Origin of the sequence: Bacillus seohaeanensis (assembly GCF_042684945.1) — a bacterium.
GTDB classification, from domain to species: domain Bacteria; phylum Bacillota; class Bacilli; order Bacillales; family Bacillaceae_B; genus Rossellomorea; species Rossellomorea seohaeanensis.
In genome coordinates, this window is sequence record NZ_JBHUMF010000009.1 from 62,141 (window position 1) to 83,706 (window position 21,566).

Sequence of the window (21,566 nt, forward strand, 5' to 3'; positions counted from 1 at the left end):
TTATAAAGTATAACATTAATAGTTGTTCGTTAGGTGGTGAGGACAATCGAACTTAATAAACGTCAAGAGCATATATTGGAAATTGTAAAAGATAATGGGCCGATAACTGGGGAACAAATTGCAGATCGCCTTCATTTGACAAGGGCAACGCTACGTCCGGATTTAGCAATATTAACAATGGCGGGATTTTTAGATGCCAGACCGAGAGTCGGTTATTTCTACACAGGAAAAACAGGCACCCAGCTATTGACAGAAAATCTAAATAAGATTTATGTTAAGGAGTATCAATCCATTCCAGTTGTGGTGAGTGAGAATGTTTCAGTTTATGATGCGATTGTTACAATGTTTTTAGAAGATGTAGGAACTCTTTTTGTTGTGGATAGCAAATCTTGCCTTGTTGGTGTATTATCAAGAAAAGACTTGCTTCGTGCAAGTATTGGAAAACAAGAACTAAGTACGCTTCCTGTGAATATTATTATGACAAGAATGCCGAATATAACTACTTGCGAAAAAGAGGATCTTTTAATCAATGTAGCAAAAGATTTAATCGACAAGCAAATTGATGCAGTACCAGTTGTGAAGCCAACTGAAAATGGAGATTTAGAAGTATTAGGAAGAATTACTAAAACAAATATTACGAAAGCATTTGTATCATTAGCAGAAAATAATTGAGTTTTATAAAGGCGGTGACCTATCGTGAGTGAACCAATCATCTATGTCGTTTCCGATTCAGTAGGAGAAACAGCAGAATTAGTGACAAAGGCTGCCATTAGTCAATTTAATGGTTCTAACACAGTCATGAAAAGGTTTCCTTATATTGAGGATTTTTCAAATATTGATGAAGTAATATCTTTGGCGAAGTTGAATCAAGGCTTGATTGTTTACACATTAGTGAAACCAGAAATGAGAGCGTATATAAAAGAGCAAGCAATGAAAGAAGAGTTATATGCATTTGATGTGATCGGCCCTTTAATTGATAAATTTGAAAGTTTTTATGAAAAGAAGCCACTCTTTGAACCAGGAGTAGTTAGAAAACTTGATGATGACTATTTTAAAAAGGTAGAAGCAATTGAGTTTGCTGTGAAATACGACGATGGTCGAGATCCGAGAGGTCTATTAAAAGCAGATATTATTCTTGTGGGTGTTTCAAGAACTTCGAAAACGCCATTGTCGCAATATCTTGCACTTAAACGTTTGAAGGTTGCGAACGTCCCGCTTGTTCCAGAGGTTGATCCACCGGAGGAATTATTTACGGTGTCACCACAAAAATGTTTTGGGTTAAAGATAGGTTCGGAAAAATTGAACAGCATCCGACGAGAACGTTTAAAGTCTTTAGGGTTAAACGATCAGGCAAGCTATGCAAATCTTAAAAGAATCGAAGAAGAATTAGCGTATTTTGAGAAAGTTGCAGAGAAAATTGGTTGCCATGTTGTTGATGTTACTAACAAAGCAGTGGAAGAAACAGCAAATATTATTACGAATATTTATCAAAAATATCAATAATTAATTCGAGGCTGGGACAAATGTATTCTAGGTAAATAAAAATCCGGACTAATCCTTTCATTTGAAGGTAAATTAGTTCGGATTTTTTTATAAGTCTTTATAAAACTTGTTCTAGCTGTTGATTGGAGTGCAAGACGAAGACTCCTACGGAAAAAGCGGAACAGGTGAGACCCCGTAAGAGCGCAGCGTATGTCTAGCTCCAGCGGCTAGCTCGCTGTGAAAAAGATGAAATCCCCTAAAGGCAAAAAGCGCCTTTTGGGTATTTCCCTATTTTCTTCACGAGCTGGTCAAGCCGCTTCCGCTTTTCCGGCTCACCGACCGCCCGCGGAAAGCGAAATCTTGACACGGAAATCAACAGCGGTGTGTAACAGCGATTACGAAATAATTTAATCTGATATTATTCTTCTTTAGGGGATAGTATTTTAGTTATGTCCCAACCCCGTTATTTATTTTCAAAAAATTATAAAGTGAATTCTCAATTAGTGAGAGCTTTCATCTTCACCCATTCGTCTTTAATTCTCTCCAATTCTTGGGATCGGGATTTTACTGCCCGTCAAGGTGCGATAAAAAGCATATTAATTATGAAAAAAGTGAAGTATTACTACAAATATAATGATGACAAAAAAATTAAGCTTTTATAGTAGTCAAGCTCGTCCGATTATACTATAATAAAAAATTGTGATAAAAATATTCAAAATAGGTTTAGACTCAACCCTTAAGGAATAAACTAATTATTGTGATATGTCAAGTCTAGGTGCAATAAATTTTCGACAAATACCTTAACCTACCTAAAAGAAAATAATTTCGTTGAACAAATGAGTGCTTTTTTTAAAGGTTTGTACAAATTCTAGGTGGTTATAAAAACAAATCTTTCAAAGTGGTATTTTTCACCTATATTATTTGCTGAAAGTTGTCGCTAGGAGAAGGATAATACGGAGTGATGTAGAATAGTTAATATTAACGATCACAACCCTATGGTTTTTATTGATTTAGATACACGCCTGGTAAAAAGAGATTACACATATTGCCGAAGGATATAATGTTGAGGTAGTATTTGAGCCTTCACATTGTGCATCGAAAAAATGCCCATAAAAAGTTCAATAGGTTTATGTAAACTAATCAAAAGATTCGGCAGGTTTATATATCATGAATCACATATAAAAAAATATTCTAGTGAATCAAGATATAGGTTTAGCATTGTGAAAAGGGTTTATGTCATTTGACCTAGGGGAAAAGTATTTAGAGAAGAAATTATTGTAACAGCATTAGAATTCCGATATGTAGCTGCTGTGGAAAGACGGAAAGATAAATGTGGAAAAGGGCCAAAACCTTATACCAATGAAGGTTGCGAAGCTTTTATTCGTAATTTTAAAGAAACTTTGTCGAAGGTTGCAGGATTTTCTTGATTATTAACGAATGGATATAAGGAGAAGCAATCAAAAAAATAGGTGATGTCAGCGTGTCTGAAAGAATTCCTGAAGAAAAGGTAAATGAAATAAGAGAAGCCATTGACATAGTTGATGTAATTAGTGAATATGTTCAACTGAAAAAGCATGGGAGAAATTACTTTGGTCTCTGTCCTTTTCACGGAGAAAATACTCCTTCATTCTCAGTAGCACCAGATAAACAAATATTTCATTGTTTTGGCTGCGGAGCTGGAGGTAATAGCTTTACATTTCTTATGGATATTGACGGTATATCCTTTCAGGAAGCCGTGAAATTGTTAGGTGAAAAAGCTGGAATAGAAGTAGCAGTCGAAATCCCAGATGAAATTGAAGCAAGTGGTCCAAAGAAAGATGAAGAGCAAATGATTTCTGCTCATGAGCTCTTACGTAAATTTTATCATCATCTTCTTCTAAATACAAAGGAAGGTCAAGAGGCGTTAGAATATCTTTTAGGCAGGGGATTTACAACAGAGCAAATTAAGAAGTTCCAAATTGGCTGGTCACTACCAAGTTGGGATTTTACTGTTAAGTTTCTGCAAAAAAGAGGATTCGATTTACAGGTTATGGAGCAAGGTGGATTGCTCGTACGGAGAGAAAAGGATGGTTCATTTCTTGACCGGTTCAGAGGAAGGATTATGTTCCCTATTGAAAATGGTAAAGGAAAGACAGTAGCCTTTTCGGGGAGAGCATTAACCTCTGATAATGAACCAAAGTACTTAAACAGTCCAGAAACAAAAGTATTTAATAAAAGTTCTATTCTTTACAATTACCAAAGAGCAAGAGCGTTAGTAAGACGAAAATCTCAACTCATTCTCTTTGAAGGGTTTGCAGACGTGATTTCTGCTGATGGTGCACAAGTAGAAAATGGTGTTGCTACCATGGGTACCTCTTTAACAGAAAAGCATATTTCGATGATAAAGCGTCTTACAGATTCTGTTGTTATTTGCTTTGACGGTGATAAAGCAGGGGTTGAAGCTGCATTTAAAGCAGGAGAAATGCTTGCAAATCACCAATTAAATATAAAGGTAGCACTAATTCCAGAAAGGCTTGACCCTGATGACTACATTAAAAAATATGGATCAGAGAAGTTTTTAAATGATGTAATAGGGGCAAGCTTAACGCAAATGGCTTTTAAGCTTCGATACTATAGGCAAGGAAAAAACCTTCAAAATGAAGGAGATCGCCTCCAATATATCGAAGAAATACTGAAAGAAATAACAAGTTTAGAAAAAGCAGTAGAAAAAGATTACTACTTGAGGCAACTTGCAGATGAGTTTGAACTATCTTTAGAAGCTTTGCAACAGCAACAAAAACAGTTAGAAGCAAAGGATCAGCGTAAGAAAAAGAAGCCTCTAAATACAGGTTTCAAAGAACAAACACCTGTTATCCAAGGAACTTCTAACCGTTTAGTTCCTGCATATCAGAAAGCAGAAAAACTATTAATTGCACATATGCTAAGGGATGCAGATATAGCTTACAAAGTACAAGGTTGGTTATCAGGTACTTCGTTAAATATTGATGAACACCAAGCAATCATAACTTATTTATTAGGTTATTATGAAGAAGGTTTTTCCCCTAACACTAGTGCGTTTATTCAATTTCTTCCTGATTCAAAACTTCAAAGAATAACAACAGAAATAGAAATGATGTCAGTGAACGTAGAATATAGTGAACAAGAGCTATTGGATTACGTTAATCAAGTGTTAAAACATCAAAAGATGTTGAAGATAAAAGAAAAAGAGGTAGAAGAAAAAGAAGCAGAAAGACAAAATGATTATAAGAAAGCTGCTTTAATTGCAATGGAAATCTTACAACTGCGTAAGTCTCTATAACAGTTTTGTAAGCAAGTTGGAAGGAGGGGAACAAATGGCTGAAAAGTCAGCACGTTCCAAAGAAGTAGAATCAGAACTAACAGTTGATCAAGTAAAAGAACAATTGGTGGAGTTAGGTAAAAAAAGAACTGTTTTAACATATGAAGACATTGCTGAAAAGTTATCTTCATTTGAATTGGATTCAGAACAAATGGATGAGTTCTATGAACATCTTGGTGAGCAAGGCGTTGAACTAGTTCATGAAAATGAGCAAGATCCTAATGATAGAGATCTTAACAAAGAAGAGAATGAGGAATTTGATTTAAACGACCTAAGTGTTCCTCCTGGAGTTAAAATAAATGATCCAGTTCGCATGTACTTAAAAGAAATAGGTAGAGTCGATCTACTTTCAGCTAAGGAAGAAATTGCTTTAGCGAATAAGATTGAAGATGGCGATGAAGAAGCTAAACGTCGTCTGGCTGAAGCAAACCTTCGATTAGTTGTAAGTATTGCAAAACGCTATGTCGGACGTGGAATGCTTTTCCTTGATTTAATTCAAGAAGGTAACATGGGTCTAATAAAAGCAGTTGAGAAATTCGATTATCGTAAAGGGTTCAAGTTCAGCACATATGCAACATGGTGGATTCGTCAAGCGATAACACGTGCAATCGCAGACCAAGCTAGAACTATCCGTATACCTGTTCATATGGTAGAAACGATAAATAAGCTTATTCGTGTCCAAAGGCAATTGCTTCAAGATTTAGGGCGTGAACCGAGCCCAGAAGAGATTGCTGAAGAAATGGATCTTACTCCAGAGAAAGTAAGGGAAATATTGAAGATTGCCCAAGAACCAGTTTCATTAGAAACACCGATTGGTGAAGAAGATGATTCTCACCTAGGTGACTTTATTGAAGATTCAGAAGCACAATCTCCGTCAGAACATGCAGCTTATGAGCTTTTAAAAGAGCAACTTGAAGATGTCCTTGATACGCTAACAGATAGAGAAGAAAATGTATTGCGCTTGCGTTTTGGTTTGGATGATGGCAGAACACGTACACTTGAAGAAGTAGGAAAAGTTTTTGGTGTTACAAGAGAGCGTATTCGCCAAATCGAAGCTAAAGCCCTTAGAAAACTGCGTCACCCAAGCAGAAGCAAACGTTTAAAAGATTTCTTGGAATAAAATAACTGTTTTTTTAATCGGTTACTTCCTACGTGGGGGTAACCTTTTTTACTGTCTAGGAATTTATAAACTATTCACATATGGATATTATTTACAGATACCGTTTACAACTAGCTCTTTTGAAAGCAACTGTCAAAATATATCTAACCTCAGCGTTTAAAGGTTTCTTCAAAAAATAGCTGAGGGTAAAGACAGCCCATCTTTATATTCTCAAAAAACTTGTCGTCTCTGGGCAAGCCGTCTTCACTTTTCAAGGAGCTTAAATAGCAACTATTCTTTTGAGACTGATACTTGTTATTTAGAATCGATCAAAGTGTTCATGTGTTTGTTTATTAATTAATGCATTCAATTATAAAAAATAGAGGATTTTGTCTATTTTTTAGCGAACCTATATCAATAGTGATTAACTACAGGAAGTGTATAGAATATGAACCAAAATCGCAAATCTACAATCATTCAAGAAATTCAGTTTTGGAAGCAAAACAACATGCTTCCAGAACATTACTGTGACTATCTACTTGCTCTTTATACCGAAGGAGATAATATAGCTAGTGATTCTGCTGACAAAAGTAAAAAGTCTAAAAATACCACTATTCATCCGATTGTCTATATTTTTATTTTATTACTAAGCTTAATTTCATTATTTGTCATTTATTTTACTGAATTGTCAATCGTTTTGCAAACGGCGATTTTGGCAAGTTTTGTCGTTTTTTTACTTTTGGCAGGATTTTATTATTCTAAAAAACAAATATCACCTGTCATTATTTATCTTGTTTCAGCTTTTATTTTGTTAATACTATCAATTGAAATTGCTGAATTTATTTTTGAAGGACAAGCACTTTATATTTATTTATCAATCGTTTTAAACTGTTTTCTATGGATATTTGCTGGAAGGAAATTGAAAAAGGTTTATTTTACTATTTCCGGGATTCTTGGGTTGATAACTATTTTTATCTTTATATTACTATAATTACTTAATTTTTAAAACTTTTTAAAAGTTGAGAAAACTACACTCCTCCTTTTATAATGGTATATGAAAGCGTATTCAGCTAGAATAATTATGTTTAAAAACATAATTAGCAGGAAGGGATACATTTAAATAAAAGGGGGATGCGGGATGAATTTTGACTTAACACAAGAGCAGGAAATGATACGTAAAACAATTAGGGAGTTTGCTCGTGAAGAAGTTGAACCTGGTGCATTGGAAAGAGATCGAACGAAGGAGTTTCCTTTAGAAGTTTTCAAAAAGCTAGCTGGATTAGGAATGATGGGAATTCCATTTTCTGAGGAATATGGTGGTGCCGGTGCAGATACAATAAGTTTTGCTATCGTTACGGAAGAACTTAGTAAAGCATGTGCTTCGACAGGAATTACTTATTCTGCCCATATATCATTAGGTGGAGCACCGCTTTATTTATTTGGTACAGAGGAGCAGAAACAAAAATATTTAACTCCGATTTGTACTGGTGAATCATTCGGTGCGTTCGGATTAACAGAGCCGAATGCAGGTTCTGATGCTGGCGGTACTCAAACAACAGCGGTAGAAACAGATGACAGTTGGGTAATTAACGGCAATAAATGTTACATAACAAATGCAAGTTATGCCAACCATCTTGCTCTTACAGCAATTACCGGTAAAAGTGGTGGAAAGAAGGAAATCAGTGCTATCATTGTACCGACTGATGTAAAAGGATTTACCGTAATTGATAACTACGAAAAAATGGGGCTGCATGCATCTAATACGACTGAACTTGTATTAGAAGGTGTTGAGGTACCAAAGGAAAACCTGCTTGGTAAAAGAGGAAATGGATTTAAACAGTTTTTAGTAACACTGGATGGGGGAAGAATTGGTATTGGAGCTATGGCAGTTGGTATTGCACAAGCTGCGTTTGAGAAAGCTTTACAGTATTCTAAAGAAAGAAAACAGTTTGGAAAGACATTGTCTCAGTTTCAGGTAACACAATTTAAGTTAGCCGATATGGCCATGAAAATTGAGCTAGCAAGAAATATGGTATGGAAAGCAGCATGGCTGAAAGATCAAGGAAGACCATTTTCTAAAGAAGCGTCCATGTGCAAGCTATATGCTTCAGAAATTGCGATGGAAGTTGCAGATGAAGCAATTCAAATTCATGGTGGATACGGTTATATGAAAGAGTACCATGTTGAAAGGTACTTACGCGACGCCAAACTGCTAGAAATTGGAGAAGGTACATCGGAAGTTCAACGAATGGTTATTTCTAGGTTAATAGGCTGTCAATGACGCTAGAGGAATTTTGGAGTAATAATAAAAGATATTGTCGATTATGAAAAAATCATATGTCTTTTAATAGTAAAAGGAAAAAGTATTGATTTTCACTTTTTCCTTTATTTTATTTGATAATAGTAAGAAAGATTTCCCTTTTTGTGTCTAATTTGCGACAAAGATGGAAAAGTTAATGGTTAGTACTTTTCCTTTGTCGCTTTTTACAGTAAAATATAAGATGTTTAAAGCACAATATATGGATGATATACATAAGGGAGGTTTAATCATGAATCGTAATCCAATTATTCCATTCATCTTAATTTTTGCGTTTGGTATCGGTCTCGTTTTCTTCTTATCTATGGAAGGGCTTAACAATGCTGATGAAAAGGCGGAAGAGCATAAGCAAGAAGAAGGTGCTGGTGGAGAAGGCGGTGGAGAAGCTGCTGAAGGTGGTGCCTTTGATCCAGAAGCAAAATACCAAGAATCTTGTGTTTCTTGTCATGGTGGAAACTACGAGGGTGGTGCAGGTCCTGCTTTAAAAGGTACTGCTCTGTCAAAAGATGAAATTAAAGAAACCATTGCAAATGGTAAAGGCATGATGCCACCTGGTCTTGTTGCAGAAGAAAATCTTGATGCAATGGCAGACTGGATTAAGAGTTTAAAATAATAGTGATAAAAAGGTTCCTTTGTCTTTATGGCAAGGGGCTTTTTTCGTTGTTAAGGAATTTATAAAATATCTATATGCGGATAATTATATTATTAGAGTGATATTATCTAGTTCGGGCTAATCGAGCCGCTTCCACTTTTCTTATGAAACAATGTTGTTTAAAATGGATAATAGGCGAAGTATTATAACTAGACATGCAAGAAAATACTTATACGATTTAGGTGAAAAAATGAATATTGATCAACTTTCAAAAAGATTGGAAACAGTTGTGTCCTACATACCAAAGGATTCAAAAATAGCAGATATTGGTTCAGATCATGCTTATTTGCCATGCTATGCAATAGGAAAGGGAATTGCTAGCTCTGCAATTGCAGGGGAAGTAGTTAAGGGACCATATTTATCCGCGAAGCAACAAGTGAAAGAAGCTAGTTTGGAAGACAGTGTAGAAGTACGAATGGGGAACGGCCTTGCAATTTTAACTCCTAATGAAGTAGATTGTATAACAATTGCTGGAATGGGTGGGACGCTTATTGCTTCCATTCTTGAAGAAGGAAACGAGAAACTCGAAGGTGTAAAGCGACTTATTCTTCAGCCGAATGTTAGTGCGAAGACTATTAGATGCTGGTTGTTGGAAAATAACTGGGAGCTTATAAGTGAAGAGATAGTAGAAGAAGATGGGAAAATATATGAGATTCTTGTTGCAGAGAGAGGAAACCCTATATCTCCATATAGTGAACAGGGAAAGGAAAAGGAATTACTGTTAGGCCCTTTTTTAATAAAAGAAAGAAATACTGCATTTATAAAGAAATGGAAGCAAGAGCTTAACCAATGGAATAAAATTTTGGAGAATATGAACAAGGCAGAGGCTACAACAGAGCTGGTGGAAAGAAAAGAACAGATTAATCGGAAAGTTAACATAGTAGAGGAGGTAATTGGGGATGAAAACCATTAACGGACATGAAATCATTCAGCTTTTTGAAGAATTTTCACCTAAGTATCTTGCAGAATCAGGTGATCCTATTGGTCTTCAGTTAGGGAAATTAAATCAAAAGATAGAAAATGTAATGATAACATTGGATGTTTTAGAAAATGTGGTAGATGAGGCAATAGAAAATAATGTAAACCTCATTATTGCACATCATCCACCTCTCTTTAGGCCATTAAAATCGATTCAAACTGATAACGCTCAAGGAAGAATGATTGAAAAGCTAATTAAGCATGATATAGCAGTCTATGCTGCCCATACAAACCTTGATGTAGCACAGGGCGGAGTTAATGATCTCTTAGCAGAAAAGCTTCAACTGCACAATACAGAGGTGCTTATTCCTACCTTTTCAGAAGAGTTAAGGAAATTGGCGGTATTTGTACCTGTAAAGGATGCAGAGAAGGTCCAAAGTGCTTTAGGTAACGCTGGTAGTGGTGCGATAGGAGAATACAGTCACTGTTCATTTACTAGTCAAGGAACAGGTAGATTCCTACCAGGTGAAGAGAGTAACCCCCATATTGGTGAAAAAGGCAAGCTAGAAGAAGTGGAAGAAGTAAAAATAGAGACAATATTTCCTGTCTCTATTGAAAGTAAAGTATTAAAAGCGATGTTCGCTTCTCATCCATATGAAGAAGTTGCTTACGATGTTTACTCTCTACAAAACAAGGGAGAGTCTCTTGGATTGGGGAGAATAGGTTATTTAGAAAAAGAAATGAGCTTAAAAGACTTATCGATTTATGTAAAAGAGAAATTAAAATTGGATGGAGTAAGAATGATAGGTGAGGAGAACTCCACTGTAAGGAAAGTCGCCGTTTTAGGGGGAGATGGTAACAAATTCATTTCAAAAGCAAAAAGAAACGGTGCAGATGTGCTTGTAACAGGCGATATTTATTATCATACAGCACATGATGCGATGATGATGGGGCTTCCAATCGTTGACGCAGGTCACACTATTGAAGGGGTCATGAAAGAAGGGGTGGCCTCATATCTTGAAAAAAGATGCTCGGAGAAGGGATATATTGTAAATATATTCACATCTAAAGCGAAGACAAATCCATTCACCTTTTTATGAGTAGAGAGTTGAAAATGGGAGCGGCCCAAGCTCTTAGTCGCTAAAACTAAACACAAAAGCTCCCCAAGATGTTAAACATCTTGGGGAGCTTTTGGTTTTAAATTTATAAAATTTGGTGACTTAACTTTCCGGTTTATTTTGATGGTATTTTTGGCTTCTTCACCTTTGGAAGAATTTTATTTAATGGAACAGTTTTTTCTAGATTCCAAGTTGATTCGTCTTGGGGATTATAGTCATTAAGAAATTTAATAACCTCTTTAACTATTGGTGTTGGTGTGGAGGCTCCTGCAGTAACACCTACAACATTAGCATCTTTGATCCATTCAAGTTTTAATTCGGAAATATCGGAAATACGATAAGCTCGTGTTCCGGCGATTTGCTCAGAAACTTGGGCAAGACGGTTTGAATTATTACTTTTTGGGTCGCCAACGACAATTAGAACATCTGTATCTCCTGCTTGTTCCGCAACTGCCTCTTGACGAACTTGCGTCGCTAAACAAATTTCCTTATGAACCTCGACATGCGGATACTTTTCTTTTACTTTTTCCATTACGTCAGCAACATCCCATTGGCTCATTGTTGTCTGATTTGTCACAATAACTTTGCTGTTTTGTACATCCAATGCTTCTACATCTTTAACATTTCCAACTAAATGGACAATATCAGGAGCAACTCCGAGAGCACCTTCTGGTTCAGGATGCCCTTTTTTTCCTATATAAATGACATCAAAGCCCTCTGCTTTTTTTTGCCTAATAAGATCATGTGTCCTGGTAACATCAGGGCATGTAGCGTCAAGTGTTACTAATCCCTTTTCTTTTGCCAATTGTTTTACTTCAGGTGATACGCCATGAGCAGTAAAAATGACTGTTCCTTCGTTCACTTGCTCTAAAATTTCTTTTCGGTTATTGCCATCAAGGGTAATAATCCCTTCTTCTTCAAAAGCATCGGTGACATGTTTGTTGTGCACAATCATGCCTAAAATATAAATAGGACGAGGAAGTGATTTATCCAGTGCAGCATTTCGCGCAATAACCATTGCATCAACTACACCGTAACAATAACCTCTCGGAGTAATTTTTTTAACATCCATTAAAGATAGTCCTCCCACATAAGTAAAGGTTTATACAACCTCATTATAAAGGAGAATGAGGTTATTGACAAAAAGAAACTGTCGTATAGTACTGGTGGTATTTGTTAAATTAAATTAGGCTAACCTTACCTTATATAGAGCCGTAAGCTATGAAGGGTCTTTTCTCATCGATTGTTGTTTTTACTTATAAATTTTGCCCGTTGATTTCCGCTACGGACACTAGACCCCTCGGGGAGGAATGGGAGACTCCAGGGCAAGCGGAAGCGGCTTGCCCTGCTCGTGAAGAAAATAGAAAAATTCCCTAAAGGCGTTTTTTTGCCTTTTGGGAATTTTATCTTTTTCACCGCGAGCTAGCCGTTGGAGCTAGACATCGGCTTCACCTGTGGGGTCTTCCCGCTTTCCTCTCTTCCCGCAGGAGTCAAGTGCCCTCCGCTCCAATCAAATCAGTGGATACAACTTAGTTTTCAGCTGAAAAGCAACAATCTTTACGAACACAGCCTTTATAAAAGTTCACCTATTAGAGAATAGCATTAAATATAGAGCTTCGGTTTTGAAGAGCCATAGTGTTCAGTTGTCGATTTTGGTGAAGAGGAAACAGTCGTTTTCTTTATCTTTTTACGTTTTTTGTTTTTTGGGGGTTCTTCAGATAATAGGGTATCACTATCAGAAGATTCTTCATTAGATTCTTTTTTAGGTTCATTTGTATTATCATCAGCAGTGGCGTCTTTAAAGCCTCGATATAATTTCCACATTGCTGGAAGGTTTTTTACCATGGGACCGTATTGTTGAACCATTGGTCCCACCTGCTGAGCAGTTTTTAATACTTGCTGGGTATTATTCAAAAAGGAATTTATGGAACCAGGATTGAGTACATTTTGCAACATTGATCCGGTACCTGTTCCTCCTTGAGCAACTCTTTCAAATCCTTGTATTCCCCTAGAAGCTTGAGTGGCTTTCTGCCCTTGGAGCAGTTTGGATAGGATTCCACCACCGCCCCGTTGCCCTTGGTGACCGAGTCCTCTGTGTTGCTGGAAACCTCCGCCTCTGTTTGGAGGGGCAAATTGAAAGGGAGAAGGATGGTTTTGTTGCCCTATTCCGAATGGTTGCTGGAATGGATTTCTTCCTCTTGGCGGCATAATTAACCTCCTTTCTTGCGCTAGTCTTCTCATAAATAGGATATGCAGGTATTAAGGAAAAGGTCTGTCAATTTTGAAAATCCTGTAGGTAGTAGCAAGGAGTAACTAGAAGTTTCAGTAAAAGTTTATTATAATAATGAGATGGTCTTATGTGATTCGCTACTAATTTAATATTACCGAATAGGTAGAGGCTCGTTTTAGAGGTCTTTAGAGATAGAGTGAAACTTCAATCAGTGATGGGACTTCCGCTGATTGTTAGTTGAACCAATCAGGCGTTTGCATCTAAAAGTAGAGACGAATGGAGACGACTGTCCAGCTTATGCTTGTCGGTGCCAGGAGCCGGAGCTAGGTACGAGCAGTAATCTCCACCTACATAACTTCTTTGGTTTCTCTAAGTCTTGAGGTAGGGGGATTGCTGTCCGTTAATGTGGGATAAATAGAATAAAAACAGTGGAATAGTTGAGAAATTATATCCGCATGAGAACAGGAGATGTAAAAGTATGAAGAATAACTTGTTTGAAAACTTTAATTTACAACCTTTTTTACAGGAGGCTGTGAAGGACTTAGGATTTCATGAGCCAACTGAAATCCAGAAAAAAATGATTCCAATTATATTGAAAGGGCAGAGTGCAATAGGGCAATCCCAGACTGGGACAGGGAAAACGCATGCCTATCTTTTGCCCATTATCGAAAAGGTTGATCCTTCAGTAGAACAGGTACAAGCTGTCATTACAGCACCTACTCGTGAGCTTGCTCAACAAATATATCAAGAGATCGGAAAGTTAACAGAAAAAACAGCTATTACTTCTCGCGTTTTTATCGGGGGGACTGATAAGCAAAGAACGATAGATAAGCTTAAGGTCCAACCGCATATTGTAGTAGGAACACCAGGAAGAATAAATGATTTAGTGAAGGAGCAGGCGTTATTTGTTCATACTGCAGCTATGCTTGTAGTTGATGAAGCAGATTTAATGCTTGATATGGGTTTTATTGAAGATGTTGACCAAATTGCAGCAAAGATGCCTGAAAAACTTCAGATTCTTGTGTTTTCTGCTACGATTCCTGAAAAACTAAAACCATTCTTAAAAAAATATATGGAAAACCCTCAATATGCACATGTAGAACCTCAGCAAATCTCTGCAAGAAATATTGAACATATTATTATTCCTAGAAAAAGCCGTGAAAAAGTAAATGTACTATATGAGGTTCTTACTAACTTAAATCCTTATCTAGCAATTGTCTTTACAAATACTAAATCAAAAGCAGATGAGGTTGCAGACCGTCTTCTTGAAAAAGGATTAAAAGTTGGAAGAATACATGGGGATCTGTCTCCGAGAGAACGCAAGAAAATGATGAAACAGATTCGTGGTCTTGAGTATCAATACATTGTGGCGACAGATCTAGCGGCAAGAGGGATTGATATAGAAGGAATTTCTCATATTATTAACTTTGAAATACCACAGGATTTGGACTTTTATATCCACCGGTCAGGTCGGACAGCAAGAGCAGGAAACTCAGGTATAGCTTTTACTATTTATGAACCTTCTGACGAGGATGCACTAAATAAATTGGAGAAAATCGGTATTTCCTTTAGTCATAGGGATATACGCAAGGGTGAATGGATTGAGCTTCCTGAGAGGAATAAGCGTAAAAATCGTCAAAAATCAGAGAATGACATTGATGCAAAAGCAAAAACGATGGTAAGAAAGCCGAAAAAAGTGAAACCTGGTTATAAAAAGAAAATGAAATATAAAATGGATCAAATTAAGAAAAAGGAAAGAAGAAGGAAAAGCCGTAATTCAAAGTAAGATTGTTGGGAGTAGGACGTTCAATGTAATTTCAATCAATAATGTACTCCGCATTAACGGGCAGTAGAATCTCACCTTAGGATTTGAAGAAATATTGGAAGCGTAGGGAGGGACAAACCTGCCCGTACATACCTGAATTGGTTCAACTAATAAGCAGTAGGGAGAGGGAGGTTCCCTACTACTTAAAGTTTTTATTTTACAATAAAAACAGAATTTTGTTAGGGAGATGAATAAGATGTTAAAGTTAGGTTCGCATGTTTCCATGAGTGGGAAAAAAATGTTGTTAGCTTCTAGTGAGGAAGCTGTCTCTTACGGTGCTAATACTTTCATGATCTACACGGGTGCTCCTCAAAATACGAGACGTAAAAAAATTGAGGATTTAAACATAGAAGCTGGTCTGCAACATATGAAAGAAAATGGAATTGAAGATATTGTTGTGCATGCTCCATATATTATTAATATAGGTAATACAACGAATCCTTCTACTTTTGAGCTAGGAGTCAACTTTCTTCGTTCTGAGATAGAAAGGACAGAAGCAATTGGAGCAAATCAAATAGTTCTCCACCCTGGTGCACATGTTGGAGCAGGGGCGGATAAAGGAATTGCAAAGATCATTGAGGGCTTAAATGAGGTATTAGAAAAAGATCAAAAAGTACAGATTGCGCTAGAAACGATGGCTGGAAAAGGGTCAGAGTGTGGAAGATCTTTCGAGGAATTAGCTGAAATTATTGCTGGTGTTACCCATAATGATCGCCTATCTGTTTGTTTTGATACTTGTCACACGCATGATGCCGGATATGATATAGTTAATGATTTTGATGGGGTATTAAATGAATTTGATAGAATCGTTGGCGTTGATCGAATTAAAGTACTTCATATCAACGATAGCAAAAATGAACGAGGTGCGAGAAAAGACCGTCATGAAAATATTGGCTTTGGCCATATCGGTTTTAAAGCATTAAATCATGTCATTCATCACCCCCAGTTGAAGGATGTACCAAAAATTCTTGAAACACCTTTTGTCGGTGAAGATAAAAAGAATAAAAAGCCGCCATACCGTTTTGAAATTGACATGTTAAGACAACAGAAATTTGATGAAGATGTTTTAACAAAAATCGTTAATGCTTAAGGTTAAGAGCGATGAATGAAGGCAGTTATCCCTAGGATTAACTGCCTTCATTCATCGTTGCTTGATCTATGTTCATCGGCAGCGAACAATAAAAATATTCGTATATAGGTAACAGTTCTACCGGAACAGTTTACGTCTAGCACCGGCGGCTAGAGATGACAAGCTTTCATTTTTGTTTGTAACACTATTTGATTAGCTGTACAAATAGTTCATTTAATTCTTTTGCCGGTTGAGCACCAATAATTTTAGCTAAATCCTTTACGACTTTACTACGCTGTTTATCATCAAAAATATTGATGTTTTTCCCTTTAACGTTTGCTACGATTTTGTCGGCCTGCTCTCTTGTTAGAGAAATCCCATACTGACCTGCATATTTTAGCAGCTCATCTGTTGTAGCGTTGTTAATTTTATGGTTTATTACGTTTTGCAACAACTTCATCTAAATCACTCCTCAAAAGATACATATGTTAATTAAATGCAAATTGTGACTAAAAAACTTCTTTTTTTAGCTGAAACATATGAGGTTGAATTGATATGTTATTCTCGTTTTTATTTTTCAGTAGCAAGACTTTATTTTGAGGAAGAAATTAAAAAGTTTACAAAGAAATAATGATGATGTATACTTTCCTGTATGTTTTAAATCGTAATGATTCTTAAAAGGAGCAATGAATATGACAGAACAGCTACCTGTTATCAATATAAAAAATGTGGGGTATCGGTATGATCGAGACGATGTGCTTGAAAATATCAATATCAGTATTCCAAAAGGTTCTTTTTTAGGAATCGTTGGACCAAATGGTTCTGGAAAGTCAACGTTGTTAAAATTGGTACTTGGACTACTTAAACTAAAGCAGGGAAACATAGAATTATTTGGTGTTCCTGTCACTAAGTTTAAAGAATGGGATAGGATTGGATATGTTTCTCAAAAAGCAAACTCTTTTAATACAGGGTTTCCGGCAACTGTTAGTGAAGTAGTTGCAAGTGGTCTTACTTCTAAAATAGGGCTATTCAGAAGAATCGGTGTTCAGCACCGTCAAGAAATAATTAAAGCAATTGATTCAGTGGGAATGGGTGAATTTGCGAAGCGGAATATTGGGGAGCTTTCTGGGGGACAACAGCAAAGGGTCTTTATTGCAAGGGCTTTAGTAAGTAAACCCGATGTGTTAATTTTAGATGAACCTACTGTTGGTGTGGATAGTAAAAATGTTCAAACATTTTATGAAATGCTGGACTACTTAAATAAGGAATTGGGAATTACACTACTCCTCGTTACACATGATATTGGCACTATTTCTAATAAAGTTACACATGTAGCTTGTTTAAATAAGAATCTTCATTTTCATGGTAATACGGAAGAGTTTGAACACTTAAAGGAACATGATATGTCAGCTATTTATGGTCACGATGTTCATTTACTAAGTCATGAGCACGAACATCATCACCATTAATCAGGCATTGTCCATAATTGCCCAATTTGTTCAAATAATGATCAGTGGGAAACTTACTACTGATGGAAGTTTATGAAATGAGGAAAAAAGATGATTCAAGCATTATTACATTATGAGTTTTTACAAAACGCTTTTATAACTGGAATACTTATCGGTATTATTGCACCTTTATTAGGAGCGTTTATTGTTGTTCGAAGACTGTCTTTAATTGCGGATGCATTAAGTCACGTAACCCTTTCTGGGATTGCAGCAAGTTTGTATTTAAGTAAAACCATGCCTGTTTTTGCAAATTTAAGCCCTCTCTATTTAGGAATGGCTTTTTCTGTAACTGGCTCATTGTTTATTGAAAGGTTAAGAACGCTATATAAGCATTATCAGGAGTTGGCAATTCCGATTATTCTTTCAGGTGGAATCGGAATAGGTGTTATTTTTATTTCTTTAGCGGAAGGATTTAATACTGATTTATTTAGCTATTTATTTGGCAGCGTTAGTGCTGTTAGCAGAGCGGATTTATATTTGATTGCCTTTATCAGTGTATTAGTAATAGGAGTTATCTTTACTCTGTATAAGGAACTTTTCTTATTGTCATTTGATGAAGAACATGCAAAAGCCTCCGGTCTGCCCTCGAAAGCGATACATTTTATTTTTATGATCATGATTGCTCTTGTTATTGCTGCTTCCATGCGAATTGTCGGTATACTACTCGTATCTTCTTTAATGACATTGCCTGTAGCGGCAAGTATCCGCATCGCCAATGGGTTTAAACAAACAGTTGGATTTTCAGTATTATTTGGAGAAATTTCTGTTTTGGTAGGGCTTGTAAGTGCTTTTTATTTGGATTTAGCACCAGGAGGTACCATTGTAGTTACGGCCATTCTTATTTTATTGTTTACTATTTTGTTTAAGAAAATAAGCTCATCAGGGAAGGTTCAACGAAGTGAGGTGGAAGAATCATGAATATTACAGAGGCAATAGAATTATTAAAGACGAAAGGATATAAGCAAACAAGAAAGAGGGAACAGTTGTTGGAGCTTTTTTCCGACTCTAACAAATATTTAACAGCTAGAGATGTTTTAAAAGCTATGAAACCTGATTATCCTGGGTTAAGCTTTGATACCATTTATCGAAATCTTTCTCTTTTTGTTACGTTAGAAATACTAGAAGAAACGGAACTTTCTGGTGAAAAGCACTTTCGGTTTACTTGTGCTAGGCATCATCACCATCATCATTTTATCTGTATGGATTGTGGAAAAACAAAAGCAATTCATACTTGCCCAATGATAGAGTTGGAAGAAAATTTGGCTGGATATGATGTTTCAGGACATAAGTTTGAAATTTACGGGAAATGCCCTGAGTGTCAATAATTAAAAAGCTGAGGGTGGTTTTTGACCATCTTCAGCTTTTTTGATATGTAGCATATTATAATATATAAGTACTTGTCTAACCTTCAAAGTGGTTGCTGTATGTTAAAGTTCAGCTTTAGCTCTCTTTTAGCCAGTCTGAAACCCACTGGTTTGCTTCTTTCCAGTTGTTAACTCTTATTACTCCCTTCGGAATTGGATCTTGGTTATAAGGGGTATTGAATAAGATAACAGGTATGTTTAATTGTTCATGAATTGCAACAGCATTATCATGCTTATCTTCAAAGAAGATGTCTACATTATATTTTTTAGCTGTTGAAACTTTGTCATGGGACCCAATTAATTCTATATGGTGATACATAAGTTCTTGAGTATTAAACCATTCTTTTGTTACTTCGATTAAATCCTTTTTTCTAGCTGAAATAAAATATAATTCATGTATTTCTTTCCATTGATCTAATACTGGCTTTGCCCCTTTTGCAAGGGGAGACTTTTTATAGATGGTTGGTTCAGCCTTATTAAACCAATCCGCAAATTCCTTCGGGGTAATATTAAGTACTTCCGTTAATTCATAACGAGTTATATCGTTAAGCGTTAACTCTAAATTAAAAAATTCATTTATGTAAGGGACTAGTGAATCAGGTGATGTAACAGTTCCGTCAATATCTATACCAAACCGCTTCATTATTATCGTGCTCCTTTTCATCGTTAGTTTTTAGGTTGCTATATTCGTTATAGAGTGAAACTTCAATCAGTAGGATTTTCCTACCCGTTGTGAAATCAATCAATTCCGCTAATTAAGATTACTTGGGAAGGATGTTTTTAAAAAAACTTCTTCAATTTTAACATATTTATTTTCCTTCATAAAAGTTGTGTCAAAAATGACAAAGATTAGATAGGGTATTTTTTTAAAAGCGGCAAACAATAAGAATGCTCCCGAACACAGAAAGTGAGGGATTGCTGTATGAATGAAGAAAGTCGCAAAGGTACAAATATGGATGATCTTCAAAATGTTGATGTATATTACGACAATCCAGATACGGATGTGGTTCGAGAAAAATATAATGAAGAAACAGCCGCAGAAATTGCTGCTCCCATGAACTTAACTGGAGATTATGAAAAAGATGCAAGGGAAGAAACAACAACCTCTGGTAGCTTTTTGGGGTACGCTTCACTTGCATTGTCTATAATTTCACTATTTTTCTTGCCAGTTATTATGGGGGCCGCAGGAATCGTACTTGGTTTTGTGGCAAGGCGACGTGGAGCTGAAATGTTAGGAGCATGGGCAATTGGAATCGGGGCAGTATCAATTATTATCGGCATGTTTGTCTTGCCGTTCTTTTAAATAAATAACCTTTCTTAAAATTGGGAGCATTTTAAGAGAGTAATGAAAAGGACTGACACGTTTTACTCGGTCAGTCCTTTTTCTCATAGTAATGACTAAAGGTCAGAGTCAGTTCATCTTCCGTGTTTTCCAGAAATGATGGTGACCTTTTAGAAATTTACTTAAATTATGCATTTTGATTTACTTTTTCTTCCTCTTGCTTTTTATAATACTCTTCTGCGATTAAATCGATTTCTTTTTTTAACTCGTCTACCATTGTTTCTTCAGGCACTTTTCTTACTGTTTTTCCTTTACGGAATAATAATCCTTCACCGCGTGCTCCCGCGATTCCGATATCAGCTTCACGTGCTTCACCAGGCCCGTTAACAGCACAACCAAGTACAGCGACTTTAATAGGTGCTTTAATCGTTTGGATATATTCTTCGACTTCATTGGCAATGCTTATCAAGTCAATTTCAATACGTCCACATGTAGGGCAGGAAATAAGTGTTGCAGCATTGGAAGATAGGCCAAAAGATTTTAGAAGCTCGCGTGCAACTTTTACTTCCTCTACAGGATCAGCGCTTAAAGAAATACGCAAGGTGTTTCCAATACCGAGACTTAATATAGCCCCTAGTCCAGCAGCACTTTTTACAGTACCTGCGAAAAGTGTACCTGATTCTGTAATACCTAAGTGAAGTGGATAGTCAAAGGCTTTTGAAGCTTTTGTATAAGCTTCGATTGCTAGGTTGACATCAGAAGCTTTCATGGAAACAATTATGTCATGGAAATCTAAATCCTCAAGAATTTTAATATGATGTAGTGCACTTTCGACCATACCATCAGCGGTAGGATAACCATATTTTTCTAAAATTTTACGTTCAAGACTTCCTGCATTAACACCAATTCGAATTGGAATTCCACGTTCTTTTGCCGCTTTTACAACAGCTTCTACCTTTTCGCGTCGCCCAATGTTACCTGGGTTAATACGAATTTTATCCGCTCCACCTTCAATGGCTTTAAGAGCTAACTTATAGTCAAAATGGATATCCACGACAAGTGGAATGTTAATTTGTTTTTTTATATCTGCAATTGCATCGGCCGCTCTTTCGTCTGGACAAGCAACACGAACAATTTGGCATCCTGCCTCTTCTAAACGGTGAATTTCTTTTACAGTAGCTTCAACGTCATGTGTTTTCGTTGTTGTCATACTTTGAATAAAAAGTTCATTGCTACCACCGATTGTTAAGTTACCGACTTTAACAGGACGTGTTTTAGAACGATGTATAATTTCACTCAAGTGTAATTCGCTCCTTTAAAAAGGTTGTTCTTTTTTTATAATGTTTTTTTATTGCTCCGAAATTA

Annotated in this window: 20 protein-coding genes and 1 pseudogene; 16 read left to right on the top strand and 5 right to left on the bottom strand. The window is 36.3% G+C overall.

The window, feature by feature from the left end:
* The first annotated feature begins 36 nt into the window (after window positions 1-36).
* From ACFSUL_RS04230 to ACFSUL_RS04275, 10 genes and pseudogenes are all read left to right on the top strand, one after another.
* Window positions 37-672: a helix-turn-helix transcriptional regulator gene (locus ACFSUL_RS04230; protein WP_377933092.1), complete on the top strand. Its 636-nt coding sequence runs from the start codon at window positions 37-39 to the stop codon at window positions 670-672.
* Window positions 673-696: 24 nt separating this feature from the next.
* Window positions 697-1,503, top strand: coding sequence for a pyruvate, water dikinase regulatory protein (locus ACFSUL_RS04235; RefSeq protein ID WP_377933002.1), 807 nt, complete (start codon window positions 697-699; stop codon window positions 1,501-1,503).
* A gap of 1,235 nt (window positions 1,504-2,738) precedes the next feature.
* Window positions 2,739-2,909, top strand: a pseudogene (locus ACFSUL_RS04240) (DUF188 domain-containing protein); the annotation flags it as partial.
* A 53-nt stretch (window positions 2,910-2,962) separates the two neighbouring features.
* Window positions 2,963-4,780 (top strand): DNA primase, encoded by a 1,818-nt coding sequence (dnaG, locus tag ACFSUL_RS04245; protein ID WP_377933004.1) that lies wholly within the window; start codon window positions 2,963-2,965, stop codon window positions 4,778-4,780.
* A gap of 34 nt (window positions 4,781-4,814) precedes the next feature.
* Window positions 4,815-5,939 carry an RNA polymerase sigma factor RpoD gene (rpoD, locus tag ACFSUL_RS04250; protein ID WP_071411288.1) on the top strand — a complete coding sequence of 375 codons (1,125 nt, stop codon included), beginning with the start codon at window positions 4,815-4,817 and terminating at the stop codon, window positions 5,937-5,939.
* Between the two features lie 427 nt (window positions 5,940-6,366).
* Entirely contained in the window at window positions 6,367-6,909 is a 543-nt protein-coding gene (locus tag ACFSUL_RS04255) for a hypothetical protein (RefSeq protein WP_377933007.1), read from the top strand.
* Window positions 6,910-7,056: 147 nt separating this feature from the next.
* Window positions 7,057-8,199 carry an acyl-CoA dehydrogenase family protein gene (locus ACFSUL_RS04260; protein ID WP_377933009.1) on the top strand — a complete coding sequence of 381 codons (1,143 nt, stop codon included), beginning with the start codon at window positions 7,057-7,059 and terminating at the stop codon, window positions 8,197-8,199.
* Between the two features lie 268 nt (window positions 8,200-8,467).
* The gene (cccA, locus tag ACFSUL_RS04265) at window positions 8,468-8,848 is read left to right on the top strand and encodes a cytochrome c550 (RefSeq protein ID WP_071411291.1); all 381 of its coding nucleotides are present in this window, start codon (window positions 8,468-8,470) and stop codon (window positions 8,846-8,848) included.
* A 229-nt stretch (window positions 8,849-9,077) separates the two neighbouring features.
* The gene (locus ACFSUL_RS04270) at window positions 9,078-9,800 is read left to right on the top strand and encodes a tRNA (adenine(22)-N(1))-methyltransferase (RefSeq protein ID WP_377933012.1); all 723 of its coding nucleotides are present in this window, start codon (window positions 9,078-9,080) and stop codon (window positions 9,798-9,800) included.
* The gene (locus tag ACFSUL_RS04275) at window positions 9,787-10,905 is read left to right on the top strand and encodes a Nif3-like dinuclear metal center hexameric protein (RefSeq protein ID WP_377933014.1); all 1,119 of its coding nucleotides are present in this window, start codon (window positions 9,787-9,789) and stop codon (window positions 10,903-10,905) included. Before ACFSUL_RS04270 ends, ACFSUL_RS04275 begins: the two co-directional genes overlap by 14 nt.
* 133 nt (window positions 10,906-11,038) lie before the next feature.
* Here ACFSUL_RS04275 and ACFSUL_RS04280 read toward each other — a convergent pair whose 3' ends face one another.
* Window positions 11,039-11,995, bottom strand: coding sequence for a 4-hydroxy-3-methylbut-2-enyl diphosphate reductase (locus tag ACFSUL_RS04280; protein WP_377933016.1), 957 nt, complete (start codon window positions 11,993-11,995; stop codon window positions 11,039-11,041).
* A gap of 530 nt (window positions 11,996-12,525) precedes the next feature.
* A complete protein-coding gene (gene vrrA / locus ACFSUL_RS04285) occupies window positions 12,526-13,131 on the bottom strand; it encodes a VrrA/YqfQ family protein (RefSeq protein ID WP_377933018.1) in 606 nt (201 codons plus the stop codon).
* 500 nt (window positions 13,132-13,631) lie between these two features.
* Here vrrA and ACFSUL_RS04290 point away from each other — a divergent pair, with 500 nt between their 5' ends.
* Both ACFSUL_RS04290 and ACFSUL_RS04295 read left to right on the top strand, forming a co-directional pair.
* Window positions 13,632-14,939 carry a DEAD/DEAH box helicase gene (locus ACFSUL_RS04290; RefSeq protein WP_377933020.1) on the top strand — a complete coding sequence of 436 codons (1,308 nt, stop codon included), beginning with the start codon at window positions 13,632-13,634 and terminating at the stop codon, window positions 14,937-14,939.
* Between the two features lie 235 nt (window positions 14,940-15,174).
* Complete coding sequence (locus tag ACFSUL_RS04295) at window positions 15,175-16,068, top strand: deoxyribonuclease IV (RefSeq protein WP_377933021.1); 894 nt, start codon at window positions 15,175-15,177, stop codon at window positions 16,066-16,068.
* Window positions 16,069-16,252: 184 nt separating this feature from the next.
* On the opposite strand, the gene ACFSUL_RS04300 is transcribed toward ACFSUL_RS04295, so the two are convergent.
* Window positions 16,253-16,507 (bottom strand): DUF2624 domain-containing protein, encoded by a 255-nt coding sequence (locus ACFSUL_RS04300; RefSeq protein WP_071411298.1) that lies wholly within the window; start codon window positions 16,505-16,507, stop codon window positions 16,253-16,255.
* A 232-nt stretch (window positions 16,508-16,739) separates the two neighbouring features.
* Between ACFSUL_RS04300 and ACFSUL_RS04305 the strand changes: the two genes are divergently transcribed.
* The 3 genes from ACFSUL_RS04305 (at window position 16,740) to ACFSUL_RS04315 (ending at window position 18,880) form a co-directional block, all read left to right on the top strand.
* The gene (locus ACFSUL_RS04305) at window positions 16,740-17,516 is read left to right on the top strand and encodes a metal ABC transporter ATP-binding protein (RefSeq protein ID WP_071411299.1); all 777 of its coding nucleotides are present in this window, start codon (window positions 16,740-16,742) and stop codon (window positions 17,514-17,516) included.
* A 90-nt stretch (window positions 17,517-17,606) separates the two neighbouring features.
* A complete protein-coding gene (locus tag ACFSUL_RS04310; RefSeq protein WP_377933024.1) occupies window positions 17,607-18,473 on the top strand; it encodes a metal ABC transporter permease in 867 nt (288 codons plus the stop codon).
* A complete protein-coding gene (locus ACFSUL_RS04315) occupies window positions 18,470-18,880 on the top strand; it encodes a Fur family transcriptional regulator (protein ID WP_377933026.1) in 411 nt (136 codons plus the stop codon). The genes ACFSUL_RS04310 and ACFSUL_RS04315 overlap by 4 nt, the downstream gene beginning before the upstream one ends.
* Window positions 18,881-18,995: 115 nt before the next feature.
* Here ACFSUL_RS04315 and ACFSUL_RS04320 read toward each other — a convergent pair whose 3' ends face one another.
* Window positions 18,996-19,562, bottom strand: a complete 567-nt coding sequence (locus ACFSUL_RS04320; RefSeq protein WP_449237059.1) for a 5' nucleotidase, NT5C type — start codon at window positions 19,560-19,562, stop codon at window positions 18,996-18,998.
* Between the two features lie 279 nt (window positions 19,563-19,841).
* Between ACFSUL_RS04320 and ACFSUL_RS04325 the strand changes: the two genes are divergently transcribed.
* Entirely contained in the window at window positions 19,842-20,222 is a 381-nt protein-coding gene (locus ACFSUL_RS04325; protein WP_084778190.1) for a DUF4190 domain-containing protein, read from the top strand.
* Window positions 20,223-20,388: 166 nt separating this feature from the next.
* On the opposite strand, the gene ispG is transcribed toward ACFSUL_RS04325, so the two are convergent.
* On the bottom strand, window positions 20,389-21,492 hold the full coding sequence (ispG, locus tag ACFSUL_RS04330; protein WP_377933096.1) for a flavodoxin-dependent (E)-4-hydroxy-3-methylbut-2-enyl-diphosphate synthase: 1,104 nt from the start codon (window positions 21,490-21,492) through the stop codon (window positions 20,389-20,391).
* Window positions 21,493-21,566: the final 74 nt, after the last annotated feature.